The 23,888-nt window shown below is 67.5% G+C and carries 22 protein-coding genes; 11 read left to right on the top strand and 11 right to left on the bottom strand.

Annotated features, from left to right (window positions below; genetic code table 11):
• Positions 1 to 16: 16 nt before the first annotated feature.
• The 5 genes from VG556_RS03330 to VG556_RS03310 are packed head-to-tail and all read left to right on the top strand — an operon-like array spanning position 17 to position 5,869.
• The gene (locus tag VG556_RS03330) at positions 17 to 1,360 is read left to right on the top strand and encodes an LLM class flavin-dependent oxidoreductase (protein ID WP_046430278.1); all 1,344 of its coding nucleotides are present in this window, start codon (positions 17 to 19) and stop codon (positions 1,358 to 1,360) included.
• Between the two features lie 4 nt (positions 1,361 to 1,364).
• Positions 1,365 to 2,585 (top strand): M20 aminoacylase family protein, encoded by a 1,221-nt coding sequence (locus VG556_RS03325; protein ID WP_032960006.1) that lies wholly within the window; start codon positions 1,365 to 1,367, stop codon positions 2,583 to 2,585.
• Positions 2,582 to 3,133 carry a GNAT family N-acetyltransferase gene (locus VG556_RS03320; RefSeq protein WP_100449926.1) on the top strand — a complete coding sequence of 184 codons (552 nt, stop codon included), beginning with the start codon at positions 2,582 to 2,584 and terminating at the stop codon, positions 3,131 to 3,133. Before VG556_RS03325 ends, VG556_RS03320 begins: the two co-directional genes overlap by 4 nt.
• The gene (locus VG556_RS03315; RefSeq protein ID WP_080354525.1) at positions 3,130 to 4,875 is read left to right on the top strand and encodes an amino acid ABC transporter permease/ATP-binding protein; all 1,746 of its coding nucleotides are present in this window, start codon (positions 3,130 to 3,132) and stop codon (positions 4,873 to 4,875) included. The genes VG556_RS03320 and VG556_RS03315 overlap by 4 nt, the downstream gene beginning before the upstream one ends.
• A 16-nt stretch (positions 4,876 to 4,891) precedes the next feature.
• Positions 4,892 to 5,869 (top strand): ABC transporter substrate-binding protein, encoded by a 978-nt coding sequence (locus VG556_RS03310; RefSeq protein WP_100449927.1) that lies wholly within the window; start codon positions 4,892 to 4,894, stop codon positions 5,867 to 5,869.
• A gap of 59 nt (positions 5,870 to 5,928) precedes the next feature.
• Here the strand turns inward: VG556_RS03310 and VG556_RS03305 are convergent, their stop codons facing one another.
• Positions 5,929 to 9,048 (bottom strand): discoidin domain-containing protein, encoded by a 3,120-nt coding sequence (locus VG556_RS03305; RefSeq protein ID WP_100449928.1) that lies wholly within the window; start codon positions 9,046 to 9,048, stop codon positions 5,929 to 5,931.
• Positions 9,049 to 9,214: 166 nt separating this feature from the next.
• Positions 9,215 to 10,291 carry an MBL fold metallo-hydrolase gene (locus tag VG556_RS03300; protein WP_100449929.1) on the bottom strand — a complete coding sequence of 359 codons (1,077 nt, stop codon included), beginning with the start codon at positions 10,289 to 10,291 and terminating at the stop codon, positions 9,215 to 9,217.
• Positions 10,292 to 10,395: 104 nt separating this feature from the next.
• Between VG556_RS03300 and VG556_RS03295 the strand changes: the two genes are divergently transcribed.
• Positions 10,396 to 11,007 carry a TetR/AcrR family transcriptional regulator gene (locus VG556_RS03295; protein WP_014646907.1) on the top strand — a complete coding sequence of 204 codons (612 nt, stop codon included), beginning with the start codon at positions 10,396 to 10,398 and terminating at the stop codon, positions 11,005 to 11,007.
• On the opposite strand, the gene VG556_RS03290 is transcribed toward VG556_RS03295, so the two are convergent.
• The 4 genes from VG556_RS03290 to VG556_RS03275 all read right to left on the bottom strand — a co-directional run bounded on the left by VG556_RS03290 (position 11,004) and on the right by VG556_RS03275 (position 15,198).
• Complete coding sequence (locus tag VG556_RS03290; protein ID WP_100449930.1) at positions 11,004 to 12,950, bottom strand: EAL domain-containing protein; 1,947 nt, start codon at positions 12,948 to 12,950, stop codon at positions 11,004 to 11,006. The two genes, VG556_RS03295 and VG556_RS03290, sit on opposite strands and share 4 nt — an antisense overlap.
• A gap of 94 nt (positions 12,951 to 13,044) precedes the next feature.
• Positions 13,045 to 13,761, bottom strand: coding sequence for an SDR family NAD(P)-dependent oxidoreductase (locus VG556_RS03285; RefSeq protein WP_100449931.1), 717 nt, complete (start codon positions 13,759 to 13,761; stop codon positions 13,045 to 13,047).
• Positions 13,762 to 13,789: 28 nt separating this feature from the next.
• The gene (locus VG556_RS03280; protein ID WP_046430294.1) at positions 13,790 to 14,518 is read right to left on the bottom strand and encodes a GNAT family N-acetyltransferase; all 729 of its coding nucleotides are present in this window, start codon (positions 14,516 to 14,518) and stop codon (positions 13,790 to 13,792) included.
• 14 nt (positions 14,519 to 14,532) lie between these two features.
• Positions 14,533 to 15,198, bottom strand: a complete 666-nt coding sequence (locus VG556_RS03275) for an ArsR/SmtB family transcription factor (RefSeq protein ID WP_032959997.1) — start codon at positions 15,196 to 15,198, stop codon at positions 14,533 to 14,535.
• A 55-nt stretch (positions 15,199 to 15,253) separates the two neighbouring features.
• Between VG556_RS03275 and VG556_RS03270 the strand changes: the two genes are divergently transcribed.
• The 5 genes from VG556_RS03270 to VG556_RS03250 all read left to right on the top strand — a co-directional run bounded on the left by VG556_RS03270 (position 15,254) and on the right by VG556_RS03250 (position 19,427).
• Positions 15,254 to 15,760 (top strand): DUF2938 domain-containing protein, encoded by a 507-nt coding sequence (locus VG556_RS03270; protein ID WP_100449932.1) that lies wholly within the window; start codon positions 15,254 to 15,256, stop codon positions 15,758 to 15,760.
• Positions 15,761 to 15,800: 40 nt separating this feature from the next.
• Complete coding sequence (locus VG556_RS03265) at positions 15,801 to 16,604, top strand: APH(3')-II family aminoglycoside O-phosphotransferase (RefSeq protein ID WP_100449933.1); 804 nt, start codon at positions 15,801 to 15,803, stop codon at positions 16,602 to 16,604.
• Between the two features lie 97 nt (positions 16,605 to 16,701).
• On the top strand, positions 16,702 to 17,292 hold the full coding sequence (locus tag VG556_RS03260) for a TetR/AcrR family transcriptional regulator (protein ID WP_100449934.1): 591 nt from the start codon (positions 16,702 to 16,704) through the stop codon (positions 17,290 to 17,292).
• Complete coding sequence (locus VG556_RS03255; RefSeq protein ID WP_100449935.1) at positions 17,289 to 18,323, top strand: DUF418 domain-containing protein; 1,035 nt, start codon at positions 17,289 to 17,291, stop codon at positions 18,321 to 18,323. Before VG556_RS03260 ends, VG556_RS03255 begins: the two co-directional genes overlap by 4 nt.
• Before the next feature lie 99 nt (positions 18,324 to 18,422).
• Positions 18,423 to 19,427 (top strand): aminoglycoside phosphotransferase family protein, encoded by a 1,005-nt coding sequence (locus VG556_RS03250; RefSeq protein WP_032959991.1) that lies wholly within the window; start codon positions 18,423 to 18,425, stop codon positions 19,425 to 19,427.
• Positions 19,428 to 19,536: 109 nt separating this feature from the next.
• On the opposite strand, the gene VG556_RS03245 is transcribed toward VG556_RS03250, so the two are convergent.
• The 5 genes from VG556_RS03245 to VG556_RS03225 are packed head-to-tail and all read right to left on the bottom strand — an operon-like array spanning position 19,537 to position 23,650.
• On the bottom strand, positions 19,537 to 20,424 hold the full coding sequence (locus VG556_RS03245) for a DMT family transporter (protein WP_049406338.1): 888 nt from the start codon (positions 20,422 to 20,424) through the stop codon (positions 19,537 to 19,539).
• Positions 20,425 to 20,456: 32 nt separating this feature from the next.
• The gene (murB, locus tag VG556_RS03240; RefSeq protein WP_100449936.1) at positions 20,457 to 21,518 is read right to left on the bottom strand and encodes a UDP-N-acetylmuramate dehydrogenase; all 1,062 of its coding nucleotides are present in this window, start codon (positions 21,516 to 21,518) and stop codon (positions 20,457 to 20,459) included.
• 8 nt (positions 21,519 to 21,526) lie between these two features.
• On the bottom strand, positions 21,527 to 22,582 hold the full coding sequence (locus tag VG556_RS03235) for a quinone-dependent dihydroorotate dehydrogenase (protein WP_100449937.1): 1,056 nt from the start codon (positions 22,580 to 22,582) through the stop codon (positions 21,527 to 21,529).
• An 8-nt stretch (positions 22,583 to 22,590) separates the two neighbouring features.
• Positions 22,591 to 23,361, bottom strand: coding sequence for a class I SAM-dependent methyltransferase (locus tag VG556_RS03230; RefSeq protein ID WP_100449938.1), 771 nt, complete (start codon positions 23,359 to 23,361; stop codon positions 22,591 to 22,593).
• Positions 23,362 to 23,365: 4 nt separating this feature from the next.
• Positions 23,366 to 23,650 (bottom strand): DUF4190 domain-containing protein, encoded by a 285-nt coding sequence (locus tag VG556_RS03225; RefSeq protein WP_014646921.1) that lies wholly within the window; start codon positions 23,648 to 23,650, stop codon positions 23,366 to 23,368.
• Positions 23,651 to 23,888 lie beyond the last annotated feature (238 nt).

Raw genomic sequence — 23,888 nt, 5'->3', positions numbered from 1 at the left:
TGCAGGAGCGTTTCCCATGAGCACGACCCCGCGCCACATTCCGTTCGGCATCATGCTGCAGGGCCCCGGCAGCCACATGCATGCCTGGAAGCACCCGTCCAACCCGGCCGATGCCAGCGTCAACCTGCAGTTCTACATCGACATCGCGCGCACCGCCGAAGACAACGGCATCGCCTTCGGCTTCGTGGCCGACGGCCTGTACATCAACGAGAAGTCGATCCCGCATTTCCTCAACCGTTTCGAGCCGATCTCGCTGCTGTCGGCGCTGGCCACGGCCACGAAGAAGATCGGCCTGGCCGGTACGCTGTCGACGTCCTACAGCGATCCGTTCACCGTCGCCCGTCAATTCGCCTCGCTGGATCTGCTCAGCGGCGGCCGCGCCGGCTGGAACGTGGTGACGTCGCCATTGGAGGGCTCGGGTCGCAATTATGGCCGGCCACACCCCGAGCATGCCCTGCGCTACCAGATCGCCGACGAGTACCTGGAGGTGGTGCAGGGGCTGTGGGATTCCTGGGATGACGATGCCTTCGTGCGCGAGCGCGACAGCGGTACGTTCTTCGCGCCGGAAAAGTTCCGCCGCCTCGACCACAAGGGCCGCTTCTTCCAGGTGGAAGGCCCGCTCAACATCCAGCGTTCGCCACAGGGCCAGCCGGTGATCTTCCAGGCCGGTTCGTCCGACGATGGCATCGCGCTGGCCGGCAAGTACGCCGATGCGGTGTTCACCCATTCGCCGTCGCTGGAAGAAACCCGCGCGTTCACCCAGAAGGTGAAGAACTCGGCGATCGCGCATGGCCGCAGCGGCAACGACGTGAAGATCTTCCCGGGCATCGGCCCCATCGTCGGCCGTACTGTCGAAGAGGCCGAAGCCAAGTACCAGGCGATCGCCGCACTGGCCACGCTGGAGGATGCACTGGCCTACCTGGGACGCTTCTTCGACCACCACGATTTCAGCCAGTACGATCCGGATGCTCCCTTCCCGGACCTGGGTGAGATCGGCAGCAACTCGTTCCGTTCCACCACCGACCGCATCAAGCAGGATGCGCGGGAGAAGGGGCTGAGCCTGCGCCAGGTGGCATTGGAAGCCGTGAGCCCACGACCGAACTTCATCGGTACGCCGGAGCGCGTGGCCGATGAGCTGATCCGCTGGTTCGATGCCGGTGCCAGCGACGGCTTCATCCTCGGTTTTGCGGCGCAGCGCGAAGGCCTGGACGATTTCGTGACCCAGGTGCTGCCGATCCTGCAGGCGCGCGGCTACCACCAGCGCGAGCTGGAGGGGCAGACCCTGCGCGAACATCTGGGCCTGCCGTACAAGGCCAGCCGTCATTCGACCGATGCCGAGCCGGCGCGGAAGGCGGGGTAGGGCAATGAGCGGAGAAACTGCGGCAGCACCGGGCCATGTCCGGCGGGATTCCCAAACGACGGGCGTATTGCCCGAGATCGCGGCACGCGCCGAGGCCACCATCGCGATCCGCCATGACCTGCACCGCCACCCGGAGCTGGCCTTCGAGGAGCACCGCACCAGCGCCCGTGTGGCCGAGTTGCTGCAGCAGTGGGGCTATGAGGTGACCACCGGTCTCGGCGGCACCGGCGTGGTCGGCACGTTGCAGCGTGGGCAGGGCGGCCGTCGGCTGGGGCTGCGTGCGGACATCGATGCCTTGCCGATCCACGAAGACTCGGGGCTGGCCTACGCCAGCCAGACCGACGGCCTGATGCATGCCTGCGGCCATGATGGTCACACCGCCATCCTGCTGTCCGCCGCGCATTACCTGGCCCATCACGGCACTATCGACGGCACCTTGCAGCTGGTGTTCCAGCCAGCCGAGGAAACCGGCTCGGGTGCATCGAAGATGATTGCCGACGGCCTGTTCGAGCGCTTCCCGGTGGATGCGATCTATGGGCTGCACAACTGGCCCGGCGTACCGGTCGGCCACTTCGGCTTCGTCGACGGGCCGGCGATGGCGTCGGTCGACTGGGCGCGGCTGAAGGTGATCGGCAAGGGCGGCCACGGTGCCGAGCCGCAGGGCAGCGTGGACCCGATCCTGGTCGCCGCGCACATCATCACTGCATTGCAGAGTGTGGTGTCGCGCAATGTCGACCCGCGGCAGATGGGCGTGGTCACCGTCGGTTCGATCCACGGTGGACAGGCCGCCAATGTGATTCCGGACGTGGTCGAGCTGAAGCTGACCGTGCGCGCCTACCTGCCCGAGGTGCGCGACACGCTGCGCCGCCGGGTGACCGGGATTGCCGAGCAGACCGCTGCCGCTTTCGGGGCACGCGCCGAAATCGAGTTCCCGCGTGGCTTCCCCAGCGTGATCAACCACCCGCAGCAGACTGCCTACATCCGCGACGTGGCCATACAGGGCTTCGGCCACGAACAGGTGGTGCCGGAGTTCGCGCCGCGCACCGCCAGCGAGGACTTCGCTTTCCTGTTGCAGGCACGGCCCGGGAGTTTCGTGTTCGTCGGCAACGGCGACAGCGCACCGTTGCACAGCCCGCGCTATGTGTTCAACGACGCCGCCATTGCACCCGCTGCCAGCCTGTGGGCGCGGCTGGCCGAAGACTATCTGGTGAAGGACGTGGCATGAGCAACAACGAACGCTTCCTCTATACCTCGGTGGATGATCCATTGGCGCGGCCGCTTTTCGATGGCCTGGAGCAGGAGTACGACAGCCGCTATGCCGACGTGCGCCGACGCATCGGCGGCAGCGCCCGCGAGGAGCTGCAACGCTATCCGGCGCAGGCCTTCGCGGCGCCGGTAGGCGCGTTCGTGCTGCTGCTGCGCGATGGTGTGGCGATCTCCGGCGGCGCCTTCATGCCGCACCGCGATCCGGACACCGCCGAATTCAAACGCATCTGGACGCTGCCCGGGCTGCGCCGGCAGGGCATCGCGCGTCGCGTGCTTCAGGAACTGGAAGACCAGGCGGCGCGGCAAGGGTACCGGCGGGTGTTCCTGACCACCGGCTTCCGCCAGCCTGAAGCCGTCGGCCTGTACCTCAGCCACGGCTATACCGCGCTGTTCGACCTGCAGGCCGACCCGGAAACCATCGCGCATCTGCCGTTCGAGAAGCATCTACGTGCGCCGGCGCCAGTGCTTTCGCCGTCGCAGACCGTGTTGCACGGAGCCCACGCATGAGCACGCCTTCGACTGCGCTGGATGGCATTGCCGCACCCCCCGCGCCAGCACCGGCGCTGAAGATCGTGCCGGCCCGGCATCCGCTGCAGGTCTTCGGCACGGTGCTGGCACTGGCGCTGATCCTGATCGGGCTGCAATCCGTGCTGGGCAATCCGCGCTGGGGCTGGGGCACGTTCGCCGAGTGGTTCTTCGCACGGCCTGTACTGGAAGGCCTGGGTCGCACGCTGCTGCTGACCGCGCTCGGTACCGGCCTCGGCTTCGCACTGGGTACCTTGCTGGCGCTGGCCCGCGTGTCCGGCTCGCCGCTGCTGTCGGCGGTGTCGTGGGGCTATGTATGGCTGTTCCGTTCGATCCCGCTGCTGGTGCTGTTGCTGCTGCTGAACAACCTGGGCTACCTGTACAGCACCATCGAACTGGGCGTGCCGTTCACCGGCATCAGCCTGTTCTCGTACCCGACCACGCAGCTGATCGGCGTGTTCACCGCCGCAGTGCTGGGCCTCACCTTGAATCAGGCCGCGTTCTCGGCCGAAGTGATCCGTGGTGGCATCCTCTCGGTCGACCATGGCCAGTACGAGGCGGCAGCGGCACTTGGCCTGCCGCGTGGCCGCCAGGTGCGCCGCATCATCCTGCCGCAGGCGATGCGTTCGATCCTGCCGGCCGCGTTCAACGATGTGATCGGCCTGGCCAAGAGCACCTCGGTGGTCTACGTACTGGCGCTGCCGGAGCTGTTCTACACCGTGCAGGTGATCTACCGCCGCAATCTGGAAGTGGTGCCGCTGCTGATGGTGGCCACGGTCTGGTACCTGGTCATCCTTACCGTGCTGTCGCTGTTGCAGCGGCGCGTGGAGCAACGCTTCGCGCGCGGCCAGCTGCAGCGCGAGCGCTCGGTGTCGCGGGTGTCATCGCCCCCGCGTGTGCAGAGCGAAGCCGCACCGCGCGTAGCAAGCCGCCCGCGTATCGCCCCCCAGGTTGAAGCGGGCGAGGGCGCGGCGGTGTCGCTGCATGGCGTAGGCAAGGTGTTTGGCGACCAGCCGGTGCTGGAAGACGTGAACCTGGACCTGCGCGCCGGCAGCGTGACCGTGCTGATCGGCCCTTCGGGCGCCGGCAAGTCCACGCTGCTGCGGCTGATCAACCACCTGGAACGCGCCGACGGCGGTTACGTGACTGTCGGCGGCCAGCTGATCGGCTACCGCCGCGAGGGCGACACCCTGTACGAGCTGCCCGAGCGCGAGATCCGACGCCGCCGTGCAGAAGTGGGCATGGTGTTCCAGGGCTTCAACCTGTTCCCGCACCTGACCGCGCTGGAGAACATCATCGAGGCACCGATCGCGGTGCGTGGCGTGCCGCGCGCGCAGGCCGAGCAGCAGGCGCGCACGCTGCTGGAACGGGTCGGCCTGGCCGACAAGGCCGATGCCTTCCCGCGCCAGCTGTCCGGTGGCCAGCAGCAGCGCATCGCGATTGCCCGCGCGCTGGCCCTGCAGCCGAAGGTGCTGTTGTTCGATGAACCGACCTCGGCGCTGGACCCGGAGCTGGTAGCCGAGGTGCTGAGCGTGATCGAGGAGCTGGCCCGCTCCGGCACCACGCTGGTGATCGTCACCCATGAGCTGAGCTTCGCCCGCCGCGTAGCCGATCACGTGGTGATGATGGACCAGGGCCGGGTGATCGAGCAGGGCACGCCCGAGGTGCTGTTCGAACGCCCGCGCCAGCAGCGCACCGCCGATTTCCTGGCCAAGACCCTGTAACCGAGAAAGGAACACCATGAGCCCTGCAGCACCGCGTCGTCCCTCGCGCAGCACCCTGTTGATCGTGGGCGTGCTGGTCATCGGCATCACCGGCATCGTCTATTCGCGCGTGCGGCAGGCACCGGATGCCGGCACCGTGGCCGCGACCAGCCTGGCCGGTGCGAACACGGTGGTGTTGAAAGGCACGTTCGATCCAAAGGCGCAGGCATTGATCCCCACGGGGTATCGCTTCGTCACGCCCGGGTCGTTCACCGTGGCCACCCATCCAGGGCAGCTGCCGCTGGCCGATTACGGGGCCGACAGCAAGGACGTTGTGGGCATCGAGCCCGACATCGCGCGCCTGATCGCCGATGCGCTGGGCCTGAAGCTGGTGATCGTGCCGGTGGCCTGGGCCGACTGGCCACTGGGGCTGGAGTCGGGCAAGTACGATGCGGTGCTGTCGAACGTGACGGTTACCGAGGAACGCAAGAAGAAGTTCGATTTCTCCAGCTATCGTTACGACCTGCTGGGCATCTACACGCGCAGCGACGGGCCCATCCAGAAAATCGAAAAGCCCGCCGATGTGGCAGGGCTGAAGGTGGTGGTCGGTGCCAGCACCAACCAGGACCAGATCCTGCGCCAGTGGGACCAGCAGAACATCGCAGCGGGATTGAAGCCCGTGGAATACCAGTACTTCGATGACGCCGTGGTCGGGCGGCTGGCGGTGATCACCGGCCGCGCCGATGTGTCGTTCGAGCCCAACGCCACCGGCGCCTATTCCGCACGCGACGGTAAGGTGCGGCGCGTCGGCCTGTTCCCCGGTGGCTGGCCGAACGCTGCGGCGATCTCGGTGACCACGCGCAAGGGCAGCGGCCTGGCTGATGCAGTGACGCAGGCGCTGAACACCCAGATCGCCAGTGGCACCTACGCGCAGGCGCTGAAACGGTGGAACGTGGCCGAGGAAGCCGTGCCGCAGTCGCAGACCAACCCGCCGGGATTGCCGACGTTGCAATGACACCGGGCGTGGCCCGGCGCGACCTCCGCTTTTGTAGAGCCGAGCCATGCTCGGCTGCTTTACCAACGCGCCTCCAGCGTTCTGAACGGTTTCGCCAGGCGCACGCCCTCGGCGTCGAAGTCGGAAACGCTGCGTCCGTCCACACGCACCGTCTTCGGCATCGTGCGCGCCGGCCACCAGACTTTCACCGCCGTTCCGCCGCGCAGCCCTTTGCCAAGCCCCACCGTCAGCACCCCGTCGCGCTGCCGCGCCTGCATCTGCAACGTGCCATACGCCGTCGGCAGGCGTTCCACCGCCAATCCATTCCCCGCCACCCACGAGGGCGGTGTGCCCGGCAGCAGCGAGAGCGCATCATCGTCTTCGCGCATCAGCATGCCGAACAGGGTGCGGCCGTATTCGGCGCCGATCCAGGTATGCGGCATGTCGCCGAGGTAGCGTGGGAAGCGCAGCCGTGAATGCACTACTTCGGCCAGCACCTGCCATTCAAGCGGGCGCCGGTCATGAAGCAGGCCCTGCAGCAGCTCGTCAGCCACGTCTGGCTGGCCCAGGTGCACATAGCTCAGCACGTTGCGGATCTCGTACGGCGTGTAGGCATACAGCGCACCGGGCTGGCTGCGCTTGCGCACGTCTTCCAGGTAGCGGGCGAAGGTGGTCCGCAACGCATCTGCCGGCAACACGCTCTGCGCGCCGGTCGGGTCCAGGGCGATCGACACGCCCGTGGGGTCACCATCGCCAAGATCGGCCGATGACGGAATGAAGTCGATGCCCTTCCACGCCATCGTTGCGCGGATCGAGGCACGCAATGCGTCGTACAGCGCTTTGTACTGCTCGCGCGCCCAACGGGCGGTTTCGTGGTCGCCCAGCGCCTCGGCCAGCCACGCGCCGTCGTGCCACCCCTTCAGGCCCCAGTAGTCATCCCAATAGCTGTGGGTGGGTGATGGATAGCCCTCATGGCTGATCGATGGTGCAAGGATGCCCGCAAAGCGTTCCGGGGCAGGCTGGTCAGCCTTGTAACCGGGCACCAGCGTGCGCTCGCGCAGTTCCTGCAGGAAGTGCAGCGCGGCCTTCACCTTCGGCAGGTAGTCACGCACCGACTCGGGTCCGCCATCCAGCCGTGCAACGTCGGCGACCAGCGCCACGTACTGGCCCTGGCTGTCGTACTCGATGTCCGAACCGAAGCCGGTGTTGACGCTGCCATCGTCATTGAGGATCGGCGAGACCAGGCCGTTGGCATGTACGCCGTGTTCGCTGTACCAGGCCAGGTAGTCGCGCGCGACCTTGGCCTCGCCCATGCGCAGCAGCACGGCCGAGGTGGCCATGCCGTCGCGGATGAAGGAGCGGTTGTAGTTGCGCGGGCCGGGCTGCATCGCCGGGCCGGTCTGGTTGATCAGCATGTAGGCGGCCTGCGCGCGCAGCATGTCCACCAGTGATGGGTCGGGCAGGCGCAGGCCGACCTGGCCCAGCCGTGCCTGCCAGTCCGCGGACGCCTGCGTGGCCAGTGAATCGAACGCCGCATTGGCATCGCGGGGAAGCGTGGCCAGATCCAGCGCAGGCGCTTCGGGCAGCACGCCATGGGCATCGGCGGCGGTGGTGCCCAACGGGAACGCGACCACGATGGCATCGCTGGTTCCCGGCGCCAACGAGACGCGGTAGTCCAACGCAGCCGAGGCAAGACCCTGGTCATCATGCGCCTGTTGCGCGGAAGGCAGTTGGCCGGCAGCGATGTCCGCGGTGATTTCCGTTGCGCCATCCCTGCCGAACGGCGCCGCGCCGGACGCAGCCACAGGCGTGAGCGAGTGCAGCAGCGTGCGCCCATTGATGCGCACGGATTGCCTGTCGATGGCCACATCGCGGATCGGCGACAGCCCGCCGTTCTGCCATGGCGGGTTCATCTGCATCGGGCGCACGACCAGACTGAGCGTGCCGTCGATCCGGGTTTTTCCGGTGTTGTGCAGGCGATGGCGCAGGAACGTTACCGGCTGGCCGTTGCGCTCGATGGCGAATACCTCGCTGCGCAACTCCAGCCCGGGCTGCGGTGACCACGTAGCGGAGGGCATCGGCTTCCAGCCATCCCGCAGCGCGTGCTGTATCCGCTGTCCTGCCGCGCCAGCGGCGCGGCCGTCAGCACTTCGCCAGATCGGCTGCACCAACGGCGCGCCCTTGAAGGCTTCCAGATTGCCGTATTCGTCGAAGATCGACTTCTGCCGGCCCGCATGCACGCCCACTGCGGTCCAATAGGTCTGCTGCATCTGCAACGACGCCGGGAACAACGCGCGCTGCGCGCCGCTGGCAGCGATCTGGTAGCGCTTCATCGGCGTCATCACGGCTTTCGGGCCGAGCAGGCGCAGGCGTGCCACCGTTGGTGCAGGACCATCCACGCTCAGGCGGAATGCACGCACGGATTGCGCGGTATTGGCCGCGAGCCAGCTCTGCTTGTGATCTGCCGCCTGCGCATCGTGGGCCAGTTCCTGCCAGCGGCCTTGGGCGTCCTGTGCCTGCAGGCGGGCCGCACCGCGTGCGCCATCCGCCCATTCCACCAACAGGCCGGCCGTGGACTGCGCACGTGGCAGGGTGAGTTCGAGCGTGTGGCTGCCACCTCTCCCGGCCGGCAGAGCGACCGCACTGCCGCCTTGCCACAGCGCCGCTGCCTGCGTTGCATCCACACCGCTGATGCGTGCGCTGAGCGTGCTGTCCAGTGGCTCCATCTCGAAGATCGACACGCCCCAATCGGAGGTGCGCTGCGGGCTGGCCAGCCGCAGGTAGCGTGCCTTCCGCGGCGCGAAGTACAGCGTTTCCACGTCGCCCAGCGAATCGGCCATCGTGTACGCGGTCTGCCACTGCGTGCCGTCCAGCGAGGTCTGCAGCGAATAGCCTTCCGGGTTGGAGACATCCCAGGTAAGGCGCGCACCGGCCAGCAGGGTGGGCGCGCCCAGATCGATCTGGAACCAGTGGCCCGGACTGAAGGCGCCGCCGGTGACGGTCTTCGGGTCGCCGTCGATCAGGTGGCCGATCGCCATTGCCGGCACCTGCTGCGAGGAACTGCTGGCCTGCCATTGGCTGCGCGGTGGCAGCGTCTGTGCCTGTGCGCTGGAGGCCAGGGCGGCCAACAGCAGGGCGGCGGCAGATCGCCATGGGATAGCTGAGCGGGAGACCTTGGAGCGTTCGGCGCGCAACGTCATTACAGACAGCCTCGCAGGTTCGACCGGAATCGGGCGAGCGCTACGCTAGCAAGGGATGTAATCGGTTACATGACGCACTGCAGCGCCGCAGGCCGCTTCCGTGGTTGACGCAGCCGAGCATGGCTCGGCTCTACATGGCTTCCGGCAGGTCAAACGGCATCCCCCGCTAAAGCTCCACCGTCTCCCACCATCGCGTACCCGCCTGCGGTGCCTGCATGTCCAGTGCTTCGCCCATCATCGGCGTGGCCACCGGCACATTCTTTGCGGCCGCCAATGCCGTGATGCGCTCGAACGGCTGCTGCCATGCGTGCAGAGCCAAGTCGAAGGTGCCGTTATGGATCGGCAGCAGCCACTTGCCGCGCAGGTCCAGGTGCGCCTGCAGCGTCTGCTCCGGCTGCATGTGCACGAACGCCCAGCGCGGATCATAGGCACCGGTCTCGATCATGGTCAGGTCGAACGGTCCGTACTTCTCGCCGATGGTCTTGAAGCCATCGAAGTAGCCGGTGTCGCCGCTGAAGAAGATGCGGAAGTCGCCGTCCTGGATCACCCATGACGCCCACAGGCTGCGGTCGCTGTCACCCAGCCCGCGGCCGGAGAAGTGCTGGCCCGGGGTCGCGGTCAAGCGCAGGCCACTGGCTTCAGTCGACTGCCACCAGTCCAGCTGTTCCACCTTGCTGGCGTCCACACCCCATGCAATCAGCTGGTCGCCGACGCCGAGCGGTGCGATGAAGCGCGCGGTCTTGCCGGCAAGCTGCATTACCGCGGCATGGTCGAGATGGTCATAGTGGTTGTGCGAGAGGATCACGCCGGCGATGGGCGGCAGTTCGTCGATGCTGATCGGCGGTGCGTGGAAGCGCGCCGGCCCCATCCACTGCACCGGTGAGGCGCGCTCGGAGAACACCGGGTCGGTCAGCCAGTACTGGCCACGCAGCTTCAGCAGGATCGTGGAGTGCCCAAGCCGGAACAGTCTGCGATCCGGCGCAGCATCCAGGGAGGCGCGGTCCAGCGGCTGCACCGGAATCGGGTGGGCGGGCACGGTCCCCTTGGGCTTGTTGAACAGGAACGTCCACCAGATCTCCGCACCGTCGCGCAGGCCCATCGCCGGACGGGGCAGGGCATTGCGGAACTTGCCGTCGCGGTACTGCGGCGAATCGGGGAAGTCGGGGAGGGACCAGGACTTGCAGAAGGTGTAGGCGGTCACGGCGAGGATTCCAAGCAGGAGGACAAGGAGCAGGCGCTTCATGGGTGACGTCCGCTGGGTACACTGCACAGTGTAGTTTCGCATTTTTCAAAAGTACACTACTGGGTGTAAAATGGTGGCGTCCGTTCAGCTATCCGGTCTCCGCCATGCCCCGTGCCCCACAACGCCTGACCGACCGCAAACGCGAGGCCATCGTGCGCGCGGCGGTGGAGGAGTTCCGTGCATCGGGTTACGAGGCGACCAGCATGGACCGCATCGCCGAGGTGGCCGGGGTCTCCAAGCGCACCGTCTACAACCACTTCCCGAGCAAGGAAGCGCTGTTTTCTATGATCCTTGAGGAGCTGTGGGAACGCAGCGTGGCCAGCGACGCACTGCCGTATCGCGCGGACCAGCCGTTGCAGGCGCAGCTGCTGCAGTTGCTGGGCCAGAAGCTGGAACTGCTCAGCGATGCCAACTTCATCGACCTGGCACGGGTGGCGATGGCCGAGGTCATCCACTCACCGGAGCGGGCGCAGGCCATCGTCTGCCGCATGGGCGAGAAGGAAAGTGGCGAGAGTGCGTGGATCCGCGCAGCGATCGCCGATGGCCGGTTGCGAGAGGTTGATCCGGAATTCGCCGGCCACCAGCTGCATGGGCTGGTGAAGAGCTTCGCGTTCTGGCCGCAGGTGACGATGGGGCAGCCACCGTTGACCGCGCAGGAACGTGCACGCGTGGCCGAATCGGCGGTGGCGATGTTCCTGGGTTTCTACGCGGTCTAGCTGGCGGCGAAGCGGCGGAACTCGTCGGCCGGCAGCGCCGCCGAGTACAGATAGCCCTGGCCGACATCCACGCCCAGTGCACGCAGTTGCTGTTCCTGCGCCAGGGTTTCGGTACCTTCGGCCACCACGATGGCACCGCAGCGGTGCGCGACTTCGACGATGAAGCGCACGATCGACTGCGACTTGGCGTCGGACAGCGTGGCGATCAGCGCCTGCTCAATCTTGACCTCGGCGATGGCCAGCTGCGAGAGCAGGATCAGGGTCGAATAGCCCGCGCCGAAATCATCCAGCGACAGGGTGACTCCGGCCGCCAGCAGCTGTGCGATGTTGGCATCGACCAGGTCACGCTCGACGATTTCGGTCCATTCGACGATTTCCAGCCGCAGCATCGCGCCGGGGATGTCGTGCAGCTGCAGCAGTTCCTGCAGGCGCAGGCCGAAGTCGGGCAGGCGCAGGGATTCGGCTGACACATTGACTGCGATGGTCAGCGCCGCGCCGTCCTGCCGGCAGTGCTGCAGGAAGTGCACCGCCGACTGCAGCGTGGCCCATTCCAGGTCTGCCAGCCGGCCCTGCCGGCGCAGCAGCGAGATCACCCGCATCGGTGCGATCGGCCGGCCTTCGCCATCGCGCATGCGCAGCAGCGCTTCGGCGCCCACCAGCTGGCGGTCCTGCAGGCGATGCTTGGGCTGGTAGCACAGCGGTGCGTCGCCCTGCTGCAGCCAGCGTTCGAGGGCGACTTCGATCAGGGCGTCGATCTCGCCGTCGCGCTGGATCGGGTCGTCGAAGAACACGACGCCGGATTCGATCGCGCTCAGTGCCACGGTGATCGCGCGGAACGGAAGATGTCCTTCGTCGACATCAACGGGGGGCTTCAATTCAACCACCGCACAGCGGAACAGCGGCCGGAAGCCAGGCCAATCGCGGCCGACCCGATCGGCCAGGTTGCTGGCCAGCTCGGTGATCTGCGGTTGTATGCGCAGTTCGGACAAGGTCATGCCGCGCACCAGGATCGCCAGCGCGGCATCACCGAACTGGTAGACCTCCACGTCGTCCACCGCCAGCGATGGCAGCAACCGGTGGACGTCGGCCGGTGTATCGCGCTGCCACAGGCCGTTGTCCTGCAATGGCCCGTAGCGCAGGCGCAGATCGCGCAGGTTGCCCATCTCGGCCACGATCAGGCAGGCCTTGCCGATGCCGTCGTTGTCGCGCCAGTACCGCTGCAGGCGTTCACCGAGCGCACGCATGTTGGGCAGGCCGCTGATCGGATCGATGCGCAGCCACGCCTGTTCGCGCTGGCGCTGCGCATCGATCTGGGCATCGTTGTAGACCAGCGCGAACACTGCGCCGAGTACCAGCAGCGAGACCGGCAGTGCCAGCACACGCTGGATCGCCAGTTCGGCCACCGGTAGTTGATCGGCCCCAATGATCGCCACACCCAGCGCCAGGCCCAGAGCGGTCATCCCGATACGCACGGACCACGCCTGCAGGATCATGCGTGGCGAGAGTTCGTTGAGCATGCGCGGGTGCAGGCGCCTGCGCAGCCAGACGCCGGCCACCATCTGCAACACGGCCTCGAGGCTGGCAGGCAGGAAGAACTGGGTGCCGACGAACTGGTAGCGGGCGAGCAGGCCGGCGGCCAGGCAGGCCAAGCCGCCGCGCCAGCCACCGAGCAGGCCACTGACCAGCAGGATGTCGAAGCCGAGGTGCAGCTTGACCACACCCTGGGTGTAACGGGCCACGAACCAGGAATTGAACAGGTAGATCAGGCCCAGCGCTACGCCGACATACAGGCGCCGTCCTTCAATGGCGTGCCCGGCGCGACGGGTGGCGATCAGCAGCACGCCGATCATGCCGATCACCGCCGTGGCCTGCAGCAGGTACAGCGGCAGGCTGGGCAGGGCGCTGTCCAGGACCTGGGCCGAGACCCGTGAAAGCGCATCCATAGCAGGTTCCCGCCTGTGACCGACGGCCAGTGACGAGCAGGGTAAACCACAGGCGCCTGTGCGGCCACCAAGGGCCAGGCCAAGGTCCCTGCGGTCAGTAGCGCGGGTCGGCGATGGCGGGCAGCACCAGTTCGCGCACGAAGGAGGACGGTGACAGCTGCAGCAGGGTGCGTACCATCGCCACGACATCATGGACCGGCACCAGTTCGCCGTCGCCGCGCGCTGCGGCGTCCGCTACCGGCACTGACAGTGCATCGTCGGTGTTGAGGTAGCCCAGCTGCAGGCTGGTTACCGCCAGGCGCCGATCCCGGAAGCCTTCGCGCAGCGCATCGGCGATGCCGTTGAGCGCGAACTTGGATGCGCCGAACGCCACTTCCGGGCGGCCGCTGCGCGGCAGCGCCGAGGTCGAGCCGGTCAGCACCAGCTGTGGACGTACTGCGCCCAGTACCCTCGGCAGCAGGCGCCGCAGCAGCACCAGGGTGGCAGTGATGTTGACGTCGACCAGCTGGGTAAGCGCGGCATCGCTTTCGTCGAGGAAGGCGTACTCGTCGCTGAAGGCCGTCTCTTCCCAGATGCCCAGGTTGTGGATGAGCACATCCAGATCGGCCGGCGCCTGCGCTGCGATGTGATTGGCAGCAAGGGTGGGCTGGGACAGATCCGCTTCGATCCACTGCAGGGTGACGCCCTCGGGGCATTCGAGGTCGTGCGGGCGGCTGCGCGAAACGCCGATGACGGTGTCGCCCGCACTGCACAGGCCTTCGACGAACGCTCGACCGAGGCCCCTGCTGGCGCCGATGACCATCAATTTCATGTGGCTTCCTTGTTGTGCTGCGGCGGCCTCAGTCGGCCGCCAGAATGGTGTCCCAATCGGCGAACGCGCGCAGGCCGCTGCGTCCGGCGGTGATGATCGAGGCGGTGTTGTCGAGCTGGCAACGGTATTGCGGCTGCAGCCCGGACGCCCGCGCGGACACGGCCATGGCGTGTACCAGCTGTCGCGCGTGACCGCGACCGCGGGCCTCGGGCAGGGTCAGTACGCCCATATCGGCGAAGGCTGGATCCAGGCTCCAGGGGTACATGCTTCCCGCAGCGACCAGGCGCTCGCCGTCGAAGGCACCGAACACCTGCCAGTGATCCAGCTCGACCCATGCGGCATCGAGATCGTCCTCGCTGGCGGTGGCCTGGAACGCGTTGAACGCTGCCGCGTCGGTCGCGCCGAGGCGGCGGATATGTGGTGGGGCAGGGTGTTCGGCGAGGGCGGCGAGTGTTGCGGTGGGGAAGTAGAAGACACGATCCGCGCCGTGCGTATGCTGGCCGAGCTGCTGCAAGCGCTGTTGCAGCTGCGCCAGTGTCCAGTGCGGTTGCGCACGCAGTTGCAGGCGAGCGGCCAGGGCAGGACGCAACAGCGCTCGGGCGGGGCCCGCGACCGGCTGTAACAGCATGCCGTCCTCACCCTCATCGACATCATCGCTGCACGCCAGGTGCAGCTGCGGCCCCTGCTGCAACGTGCGCTGGCCGGCGAACACGCGCTGCCAGGCAGCATCGATCAACGGGGAAATCGCATCATCCATGACAAACGGTTCGCTCAGTGTCGGGGCAGTTCAACCTGCAGGCCTGCGGCCTTCCATTCGGGATAGCCGGCGGCCAGTCGCTGCGCGCTGAGGCCGGCTTCGCGCAGCATCATCACTGCATCGTTGGACAGCACGCAGTAGGGCCCGCGGCAGTACGCGACAATGTGGACGGCGCGCGGCAGTTCGTCCATCCGCGCGTGCAGTTCCGTAGCGGGAATGTTCAGCGCGCCGGGCAGGTGGCCCAGATCGAATTCCTCGCGCGGCCGCACGTCCAGCAGTACCACGCTGTCGCGTTGCTCCAGCAGCTGCTCGACGGTCAGCCCTTCCAGTGCATCGCGGCGCTGCAGGCTGTCGGTGAGGACGCCCTGCATTTCGCTGCGCTGGTGGTCGGCATAGTCGCGCAGCGCGGCCAGCAGGTTGGCCAGTGGGCCGTCAGCGCTGCGGTAGAGGATGCGCTTGCCGTCACGGCGGGTCTGCACCAGGCCGGCACGACGCAGCTGCTGCAGGTGCTGGGAGGTATTGGCCACCGACAGGCCGCTCAGTTCGGCCAGGCGCTCGACCGCACGCTCGCCCTGGGCGATGTGCTCCAGCAAGGCCAGGCGGTGCGGGTGGCCCAGGGTGCGGGCGATCTCGGCCAGCGCTTCCAGCGGGGACGGCGGCAGCTCGGTTGCAGCGTTCATGCCGGGCACGCTAGCATCGCTCCATCATTCAAGCAAATAATTGAAGGTAAGCGGAATGAGTGGCTGGGCGACGACATTGGTGATCGATGCGGTAGTGATCGGCGTCGGCGCGACCGCGCTGACGGATCTGTGGGCGTTGCTGCAGCGCAGGCTGCTCGGCATTCCGTCGCTGGATTTTGCGATGGTCGGCCGCTGGCTCGGCCACCTGCGGCGTGGGCGCTTCCGCCATGAGGGCATTGGTCGTTCGCTGCCGGTGGCCGGCGAGCGCGCGCTGGGCTGGACCGCGCATTACGTGATCGGTGTGGTCTTCGCCGTGTTGTTGCTGGCCGTGGTCGGGAACGGTTGGGTGCAGGCACCGACCCTGTGGCCGGCGCTGGCCTTCGGCGTTCTCAGCGTTGCCGCGCCGTTCTTCATCCTGCAGCCGGGCATGGGCGCCGGCATTGCCGCTTCGAAGACCCCGGCGCCTGGCAAGGCGCGGCTGCGCAGCCTGGTGGCACACAGCGTGTTCGGCGCAGGCATGTACCTTTCCGCGCTGCTGTTGGCCGGGGTCCGTGCAGGATGAGCGAGAATCCGTGGGTCACCGGCAGCAGGAGCATCCCGCCATGGAAGCACCCGATCCCTTCACTGATGGCATGCCGCTGCCGTGGGCGTGGCGGGAAACATTGGCCGATGCGCGCATCGAGCGACAGTCGATCGGCGTATCGCGCGCAGACGTCGCCCGTGTGCATCGCCCGGGACAGGCTGACGCCTTCCTGAAATCGGAAGTGATCGATGCCTTCAGTGAGCTGGGCGATGAGATCGCGCGCCTGCGCTGGCTGCAGGCGCAGGGCCAGCCGGCACCAACGGTAATTGCCACCGCCGAAGAAGCGGGCCGGCGCTGGTTGCTGATGAGCGCGCTGCCCGGCCGCGACCTGGCCTCGTCGCCTGAGCTTCCGCCCCAGCGCCTGGTGGAACTGCTGGCCGATGCGCTGCGGGGCCTGCATGCCATACCAGTGGCGGCCTGTCCGTTCGACCAGCGGCTGGCCTCGCGCCTGCAGGCCGCGCAGGCACGGGTCGCGGCGGGCCTGGTCGACGCCGATGACTTCGATGACGAGCGCCTGGGGCAGAGCGCACAGCAGGTGTTCGCCGAACTGCGCGCTACCCGGCCCAATCACGAGGATCTGGTGGTCAGCCACGGCGACGCCTGCCTGCCGAACCTGCTGGCAGCCGAAGCCCGTTTCAGCGGTTTCATCGACTGTGGCCGGCTGGGTGTGGCCGATCGCTACCAGGATCTGGCGCTCGCCGCGCGCAGCCTGGTCCACAACTTCGGCGACACGCGCTGGGTCGCGCCGCTGTTCCGGCGCTATGGCGTTGTGCCCGACGAACGGCGGCTGGCGTTCTACCGTCTTCTCGACGAGTTCTTCTGAAACCGCACAGGGCAGCGTAGGGCAGGGCTGAACGGTGCCCTGCCAGCGGATGCGTGCGCCCTTAAAAAGGGACGAACGTTCGTTCACTATTTATGGCATGAACCGAACCGACCGCAACGAGCAACGCATCGCGCAGATCCTGCAGGCCGCCCTGCAGTGTTTCCTCGTGAAGGGCTTCCACCAGACCAGCATGCGTGACATCGCGCAGGCGGCCGGCGTCAGCCTCGGCAATCTCTACAACCACTTCCCGGGCAAGGAGGCGATCATCCTTGCGGTGGCCGTGGCCGAAGGCGAGGAACTGGCACCGTTGCTGCAGCGACTGGCCGCGTCCGATGGCGAGCGCGCACGGGTGCTGGTTTTCCTTCAGGACTTCCACGCACTGTGCCGGCAACCGGAGTGGGCAACGCTCGCCGTCGAAGTGCTGGCCGAGAGCGCACGCAATCCGGCCGTGGCCGAGGCATTTGCGGCCAATCGCAGGCAATTGCAGGCGACGCTGGCCGAAGCCCTGCAGCAGGTGGCACGGCGCGAACGTCGGCGCCCCGTGCTGGCCCCGGCACTGCAGGCACAGGTGCTGCTGGATGCCATCGAAAGCGATGCCCTGCGCCGAGGGCTGGGCGAAGCCGGGGGCACCGATGAGGCATCGCTGGATCTCGGCCTGCTTGCGCTGCTGCTGGGCGCACGCGCATGAGCGCCGTCGACCGGCGACTGCACGGCGTTGATCTGGCGCGTTACCTGGCCTTGGCCGGCATGGTGCTGGTCAACTTCCGCCTGGCGATGGCCGTGCCGGCAGAGGGCGCCGGATGGTTGGCAGGCGTCTTCCACTTTCTGGAAGGCAAGGCTTCGGCGACGTTCGTTACGCTGGCCGGGTTGGGCCTGGTACTGGGCACGCATCGGCAGGGTTGGTGGCCGGCCAGTGTGCAGACCTGGCGGCGCGCACTGTTCCTGCTGGTGCTGGGCCTGCTCAACCTGACGCTGTTCCCGGCCGATATCCTGCATTACTACGCGGTGTATTTCGCGCTGGCCGTGCTGTGGCTGCGGGCCTCGCCGCGGGTGTTGCTGGCCAGCATCGTGGGGATCGCGGCCTGTTCGTTCTGGGCGTTGCTGCACTGGGACTACAGCCAGGGATGGAACTGGCAGACGCTGGAATACGCCGGTCTGTGGCAATGGCCGGGCGCGGCCCGCAACCTGCTGTTCAACGGGTTCCATCCGCTGCTGCCGTGGCTGTGCTTCTTCCTGCTGGGCATGCTGCTGGCGCGGCTGCAACTGTCGCAACCGCGGGTCCAGCGCGCGCTGCTGGTGCTGGGCCTGATGCTGATCGTGGCTGGACATGGCGTGCAGCAGCTTGCGCAGGGGACGTCCTGGCAGGCGTGGCTGGGAACGCAGCCGATGCCACCGGGACCGGCCTACGTACTCACAGGCGCGGGCGCGGCCTGCAGTGTCATTGCCGCCTGCCTGTGGCTGACGCGTGTACGACCGGGTGACTGGCTGGAACCGTTCACCGCGGCCGGGCGCATGACCCTGACCCTGTACGTCGGCCATATCCTGCTGGGCATGGGCACGCTGGAAGGCCTGGGCCTGCTTGATGGCAGCGCGTCGCTCGCGTCGGTGCTGCTGTGGGCATTGTTGTTCCTGATGCTGGCCACGAGCGCAGCGTGGCTGTGGTCCTGGCGGTTCGCGCGGGGCCCATTGGAAGCGGTGATGCGACGCGTCGCCGGCTAGCACTTTGGTCGCGCAGGCACGATGTTGTGACGGACATGTCTGTGTCGCGGCCCGCGCATCTGCGATAGTGGCGGCAGGTAATACTCTCCGCTTGCATCCATGTCATTCGCTTCGGCGCAGCATCTCGGCGAAGTCCTTCAGCAGTCCTATGGCATCACCGCCAATGCCGTGGTGCCACGCCCGGTTGGCGCCGATGCCAACGCCAGTGTGTATCGCATCGATGCACGGCGCGGGCAATGGTGGTTGAAGTGCCGCAGTTACCAGGTTGCCCCTGCCGTCTGGGACACCCTGCATTGGCTGCGCGGCACGCTGGGCATCGAGGAAATCGTCGCGCCCTGGCCGGCCCTGACCGGTGGAGCGTCAGTGCAGCGCTGGGGCCTGCAGTTCACCCTGTTCCCGTATGTGGAAGGCCAGTCCGGCTTCGAGGCGGCGTTGAGCCGCACGCAGTGGCAACGATTGGGCGAGGTGCTGCGGCGCCTGCACGAGGCGTGCCCGCCACCGGCGCTGCAGGAGGCGCTGCCGAGCCTGCGGATGGAAACCGCGGCGCTTGATACGGTCGGGCAATGGCTGGCCGGCGAGGGCCTGGCGGCCGCCAGGGATGGGCTGGGCCGCGCCTTCGTATCCGTCTGGGACCAGCAGCATGCGCGCATCGCGGCGCTGCATGCGCAGGCACTGCAGCTGCACGCGGCGTTGCAGGATGTCCCGGTGCGGCTGCACCTGTGCCACACCGACCTGCATGCCGGCAATCTGCTGATGGGCAATGACGGCAGCCTGCACCTGATCGATTGGGATGGCCTGTCGCTGGCCCCGCGCGAGCGCGACCTGATGTTCATCGGTGGCGCGGTCGGTGGGCGCTGGGGGCGCGAGAACCCGTTGGGATTCGAGGAAGGCTATGGCAGTGACCGCGGCGATCCACGCTGGATCGCCTGGTACCGGCACTGGCGCATCCTGCAGGACCTGATCGAGTTCCAGCAGGTCCTGCTGGGCAGTGATGGAGAGGACCGTTCGCCGCAGCTGCGCCGGCAGTCGCTGCATTTCCTCAGCGAACAGTTCGCACCGGGCAATGTATTCGACGCGGCAGAGCGGGTGTATCGCGCGCTGTAGATCCACGCCATGCGTGGATGGCATTTCCACGATGAACCCTCACGCTGCGCGATGAGTCGAGCATGGCTCGGCTCTACAGGGGGCCGCGGTGTCTGCGCGGGGTGTGGATCTACTCTGCGGGCTTGGCCGCTGCAGAGGCCGCCGCGCTTGCAGCGCGGCGTGACAGCACGGCTTCGCGGTGGGCGATGTAGGCGTTGGCGGCGAGGATGATGCCGGCACCGATGATCGTCCAGCGGTCCACCGTTTCGTTGAACAGCAGCCAGCCGAACAGCGTTACCAGTGGCAGCTGCAGGAAGCTGATCGGGGTCAGGGCGGAGACTTCGCCCAGCCGTAGCGCGCGGGTCCACAACAGCTGGCCGACGGTGCCGAGCACGCCGGTGGCCAGCAGCCACAGCCAGGCCGACCCGGTTGGCCAGGCCCAGACGAACAGCGCCGGCACCAGCGACAGCGGCACCCAGAACACGTAGGTATAGAGCACCACGGTATCGGCACTGTCGACGCGGGTCAGCTGCTTGATCTGGATCGCCACCAGCGAGCTGAGTACCGCCGCACCCACCGCGACCAGGCTGCCGGCGGTGAAGCCGGCGGTGCCGGGACGCACGATCACCAGCACGCCGATGAAGCCGACCACGACCGCGGCCCAGCGGCGCACGCGCACGGTTTCACCCAGCCACAGCACGGCGGCAATGGTGACGAACAGCGGCGTGGAATAGGAGAGCGAAACCGCCTGCGCCAACGGCAGGTGACCCAGCGCCCAGAATGCGCACAGCATCGAGCCCAGGCCGATTGCACTGCGCACGAAATAGCGTGGCAGCTGCTGCGTCTTCAAGGGCGCACGGCCGGGCCGCAGCAGCATCGGCAGCAGCGCCAGCAGGCCGAAGGCGTTGCGGAAGAACGCCACTTCCTGGGTGGGCACGTAGCGCGTGGCATAGCGGATCGCCACCGCCATCAGGCCGAACGCCATCGTGCTGCCGAGCATCAGCAGCGCCGCCCGCATCGGGGTGGCGCTGGGGGAAAGGGTGGGGCTGTTCACCACTGTGCGCCGAGCAGGCGGGGCTCCGGTTCGATCGGCACGCCGAATTTTTCCAGCACCGAGGCCGAGATGCGGCGCGCCAGCGCCAGCAGTTCAGCGCCGCTGGCATTGCCGTGGTTGACCAGCACCAGCGCGTGGCTGGGGGCCACGCCGGCATCGCCGTCGCGGAAGCCCTTCCAGCCGCAGGATTCGATCATCCAGGCCGCCGAGACCTTGCGCTTGTCGTCCTGCTCGGCCGGGAACACCGGCAGGTCGGGGAAGTGCTGCAGCAGCACGTCGACCTGCTCCAGCGGCAGCACCGGGTTCTTGAAGAAGCTGCCGGCATTGCCGAGTACCTCCGGGTCGGGCAGCTTGCGGCGGCGGATCGCGATCACCGCATTGGCAACGTCCACCGCGCCCGGCAGCTCCACGCCCTGTGCCTGAAGTTCCTCGCGGATGCCGGCGTAGTCCATGCGCAGATCGTGCAGCAGTGGCAGTTTCAGTTCGATGGCGGTGATCAGGTAGCGATCGGGCTGTTGCTTGAACACGCTGTCGCGGTAGGCGAAACCGCACTGATCGTTATCCAGGCGCACCCAGGCCTGCTCCTGGCAGTCCCAGGCTTCGACCGCCTGGATGAACTCGCCGACCTGCGCGCCATAGGCGCCGATGTTCTGGATCGGTGCGGCACCGGCGGTGCCGGGAATCAGCGCCAGGTTTTCCAGGCCCGACAGGCCTTCCTGCAGCGACCACATCACCAGGCCATGCCAGGGCACGCCGGCGCCGGCGCGGATCACGGCATGGTCGGCGCGGTGTTCAAGGAAACTGATGTCGCGGTTGCCGAACACCAGCACGGTACCGGGCAGATCCTCGGCGATCAGCACGTTGCTGCCGGCGCCCAGCACCAGCAGCGGGCCGTTGGCCACCTCGGGCAGTGCCAGCACCTCCGGCAGCAGCGCGGCATCGTGCAGTTCGAGCAGCTGTTCCGCATTGGCCTGCACGTGGAAGGTGTTCAGTGCCTGCAGCGGCGCATTGCGGGTGAGTGTCCAGCGCAGCGGGGCGTTGCCGTCGATGGTGTCCATGGGCGCGCTCACAGTGGGGCCACCGCGCCGCGGCTGGGCGCTTCGCGGCGGCGACGGATCGCTTCCACGCATTCGGAAACCAGCGCCGGTCCACGGAAGATCAGGCCGCTGTAGCACTGCACCAGCGCGGCACCGGCCGCCATCTTGGCCACCGCGTCGGCACCGGACAGGATGCCGCCGACGCCGACCAAGGGCACCGACTCGGGCAGGCGCGAGCGCAGGCGGCGCAGCACCAGCGTGGACTGCGCCAGCACCGGCGCACCGGACAGGCCACCGGCCTCGTTGGCCAGCGGATCGCCGGCCACCTTGCTGTGGTCGATGGTGGTGTTGGTGGCGATCACGCCGTCCACCTGCAGCTCGCCCAGCACGCGGGCGGCGGCATCGATGTCGCGCTCGCTGAGGTCCGGCGCCACCTTCACCAGCATCGGCACGCGGCGGCCGTGCTGGGCCGCGAGATCTTCCTGGCGGTCGCGCAGTTGGCTGACCAGCTGGCGCAGCGCGGTTTCTTCCTGCAGTTCACGCAGGCCGGCGGTGTTGGGCGAGGAAATGTTGACAGTGATGTAGTCGGCCAGCGGGTACACCTTGTCCAGGCAGGCGATGTAATCGTCCACGGCCTGTTCGTTCGGAGTGTCCTTGTTCTTGCCGATGTTGATGCCGAGCAGGCCGCGGCGGTTGCGCGCGCGCTCGACGTTGCGCACCAGCGCGTCCACGCCCGCATTGTTGAAGCCCATGCGGTTGATGATCGCGTTGTGTTCCGGCAGGCGGAACAGGCGCGGCTGCGGATTGCCGGCCTGCGGGCGCGGGGTGATCGTGCCGATTTCGACGAAGCCGAAGCCGAGCGCGAACAATGCATCGATGTGCTCCCCGTTCTTGTCCAGGCCGGCGGCCAGGCCGACCGGGTTGGGGAACGTCAGCCCGAACACCGTGCTGGGCATCGGCGCGATGCGTGCGGCCAGCAGCGGCGTGGTGCCGGTGCGATAGGCCAGGTCCAGTGCGGACAGGCCAAGGCCGTGGGCGCGCTCGGCGTCGAGCGAGAACAGGAAGGGGCGGGCAAGCGAATACATGCGTCGGTTCAGTCCAGCGTGCCGAGGAAGGCTCGGGTTCGATATTCAAAGGCAACCTGGCCGTCGACCGCGTGGGCGGCGAACAGGTGCTGCAGAGCGTCGATCATCGGTGCGTGGCGCGGATGACCGGGTTGAGGGGCGTAGGAGGAGGACAGCAGGCGCCCGCGCAGGGCGTCGAAGTCCAGGTGCTGCACGTTCGGCAGCTCCACCCTGCCGCGCAGGCCAGCGCCGAACCAGGCCTGCATGGTGGCGTCGTCCTGGTAGCGCTCGGCCACGGCGGTATAGTCGGTGCCGTAGTCCAGCAGCAGCTGTTCGTAGCCGACCAGGAACGGGCTGGCATCGAGCAGGCGAGAATTCCAGTAGATGAGGGCCTGGCCGCCGGGGCGCAGGATGCGCTGCCACTCGGCGCGTACCGCCACGGTGTCGAACCAATGGAAGGCCTGCGCGACGCTGACCAGGTCGATGCTGGCATCGTCCAGCGCGGTGGCCTCGGCGCGGCCATCCACCGCACGGAACTGCGGGTACTGCGGTGCCAGCCATTCTTCGGCCGCGCCCCGCATGGCCGCATTGGGCTCAACCGCGACAACAGGATGGCCGCTGGCCAGGAACAGGCGGCTGGAAATGCCGGTACCGGCGCCGATGTCAGCCACACGCGCCTGCTGGCTGACACCCATCGGGCCATGCAGCCACTCCAGCAGCGCGGGTGGGTAGTCGGGCCGGTAGCGGACGTAGTCGGCGACGCGGCTGCTGAAGCGTTCAGTGCTGTCGGAGGCGGTCATGGCGTCAGTTCGACACCGCCGCCAGCCACGCCAGGCCGCCGAAGAACAGGATGAAGACCACGATGGCGGCAAGTGCCGCGCCGACCATGACCCAGCCCAGCACCAGGCCGGTGACGGCCAGGCCATCGCCTTCCAGTTCGTGCGGGCGGCGGCGGATTTCGGCGCGGGCCATGTGGCCGGTGATGATGGCGACGATGCTGGCCACGAAGGGCAGGACGGTCCAGCTGGCGATGCCCATGACCAGGCTGACCACGGCCAGGGCGCTTGTCTGTCGGGGTGCCACGCTCATCGGGGTCCTCCTTGGCAGTGTGCACATGATAGTGCCTCTGCCCCGGCAATCCCATGCCCGGCGGATGCGATGGCAGGCGTCGACCCTGGCCGACGAATGGGATATCGGCCCTGGTAGGCGTCGACCTTGGTCGACGAAAGGGATATCGGCCTTGGCAGGCGTCGAGCTTGGTCGACGAAGGGATTTCGGCCCTGGTAGGCGTCGACCTTGGTCGACGAAAGGCATGCCAACCAGGGTT

Source organism: Stenotrophomonas sp. CASM106 (assembly GCF_049384825.1).
Classification (GTDB): Bacteria; Pseudomonadota; Gammaproteobacteria; order Xanthomonadales; family Xanthomonadaceae; genus Stenotrophomonas; species Stenotrophomonas muris.
The sequence above is the reverse complement of the archived record's forward strand: the minus strand, read 5'-3'. Positions and strand labels throughout refer to the sequence as shown.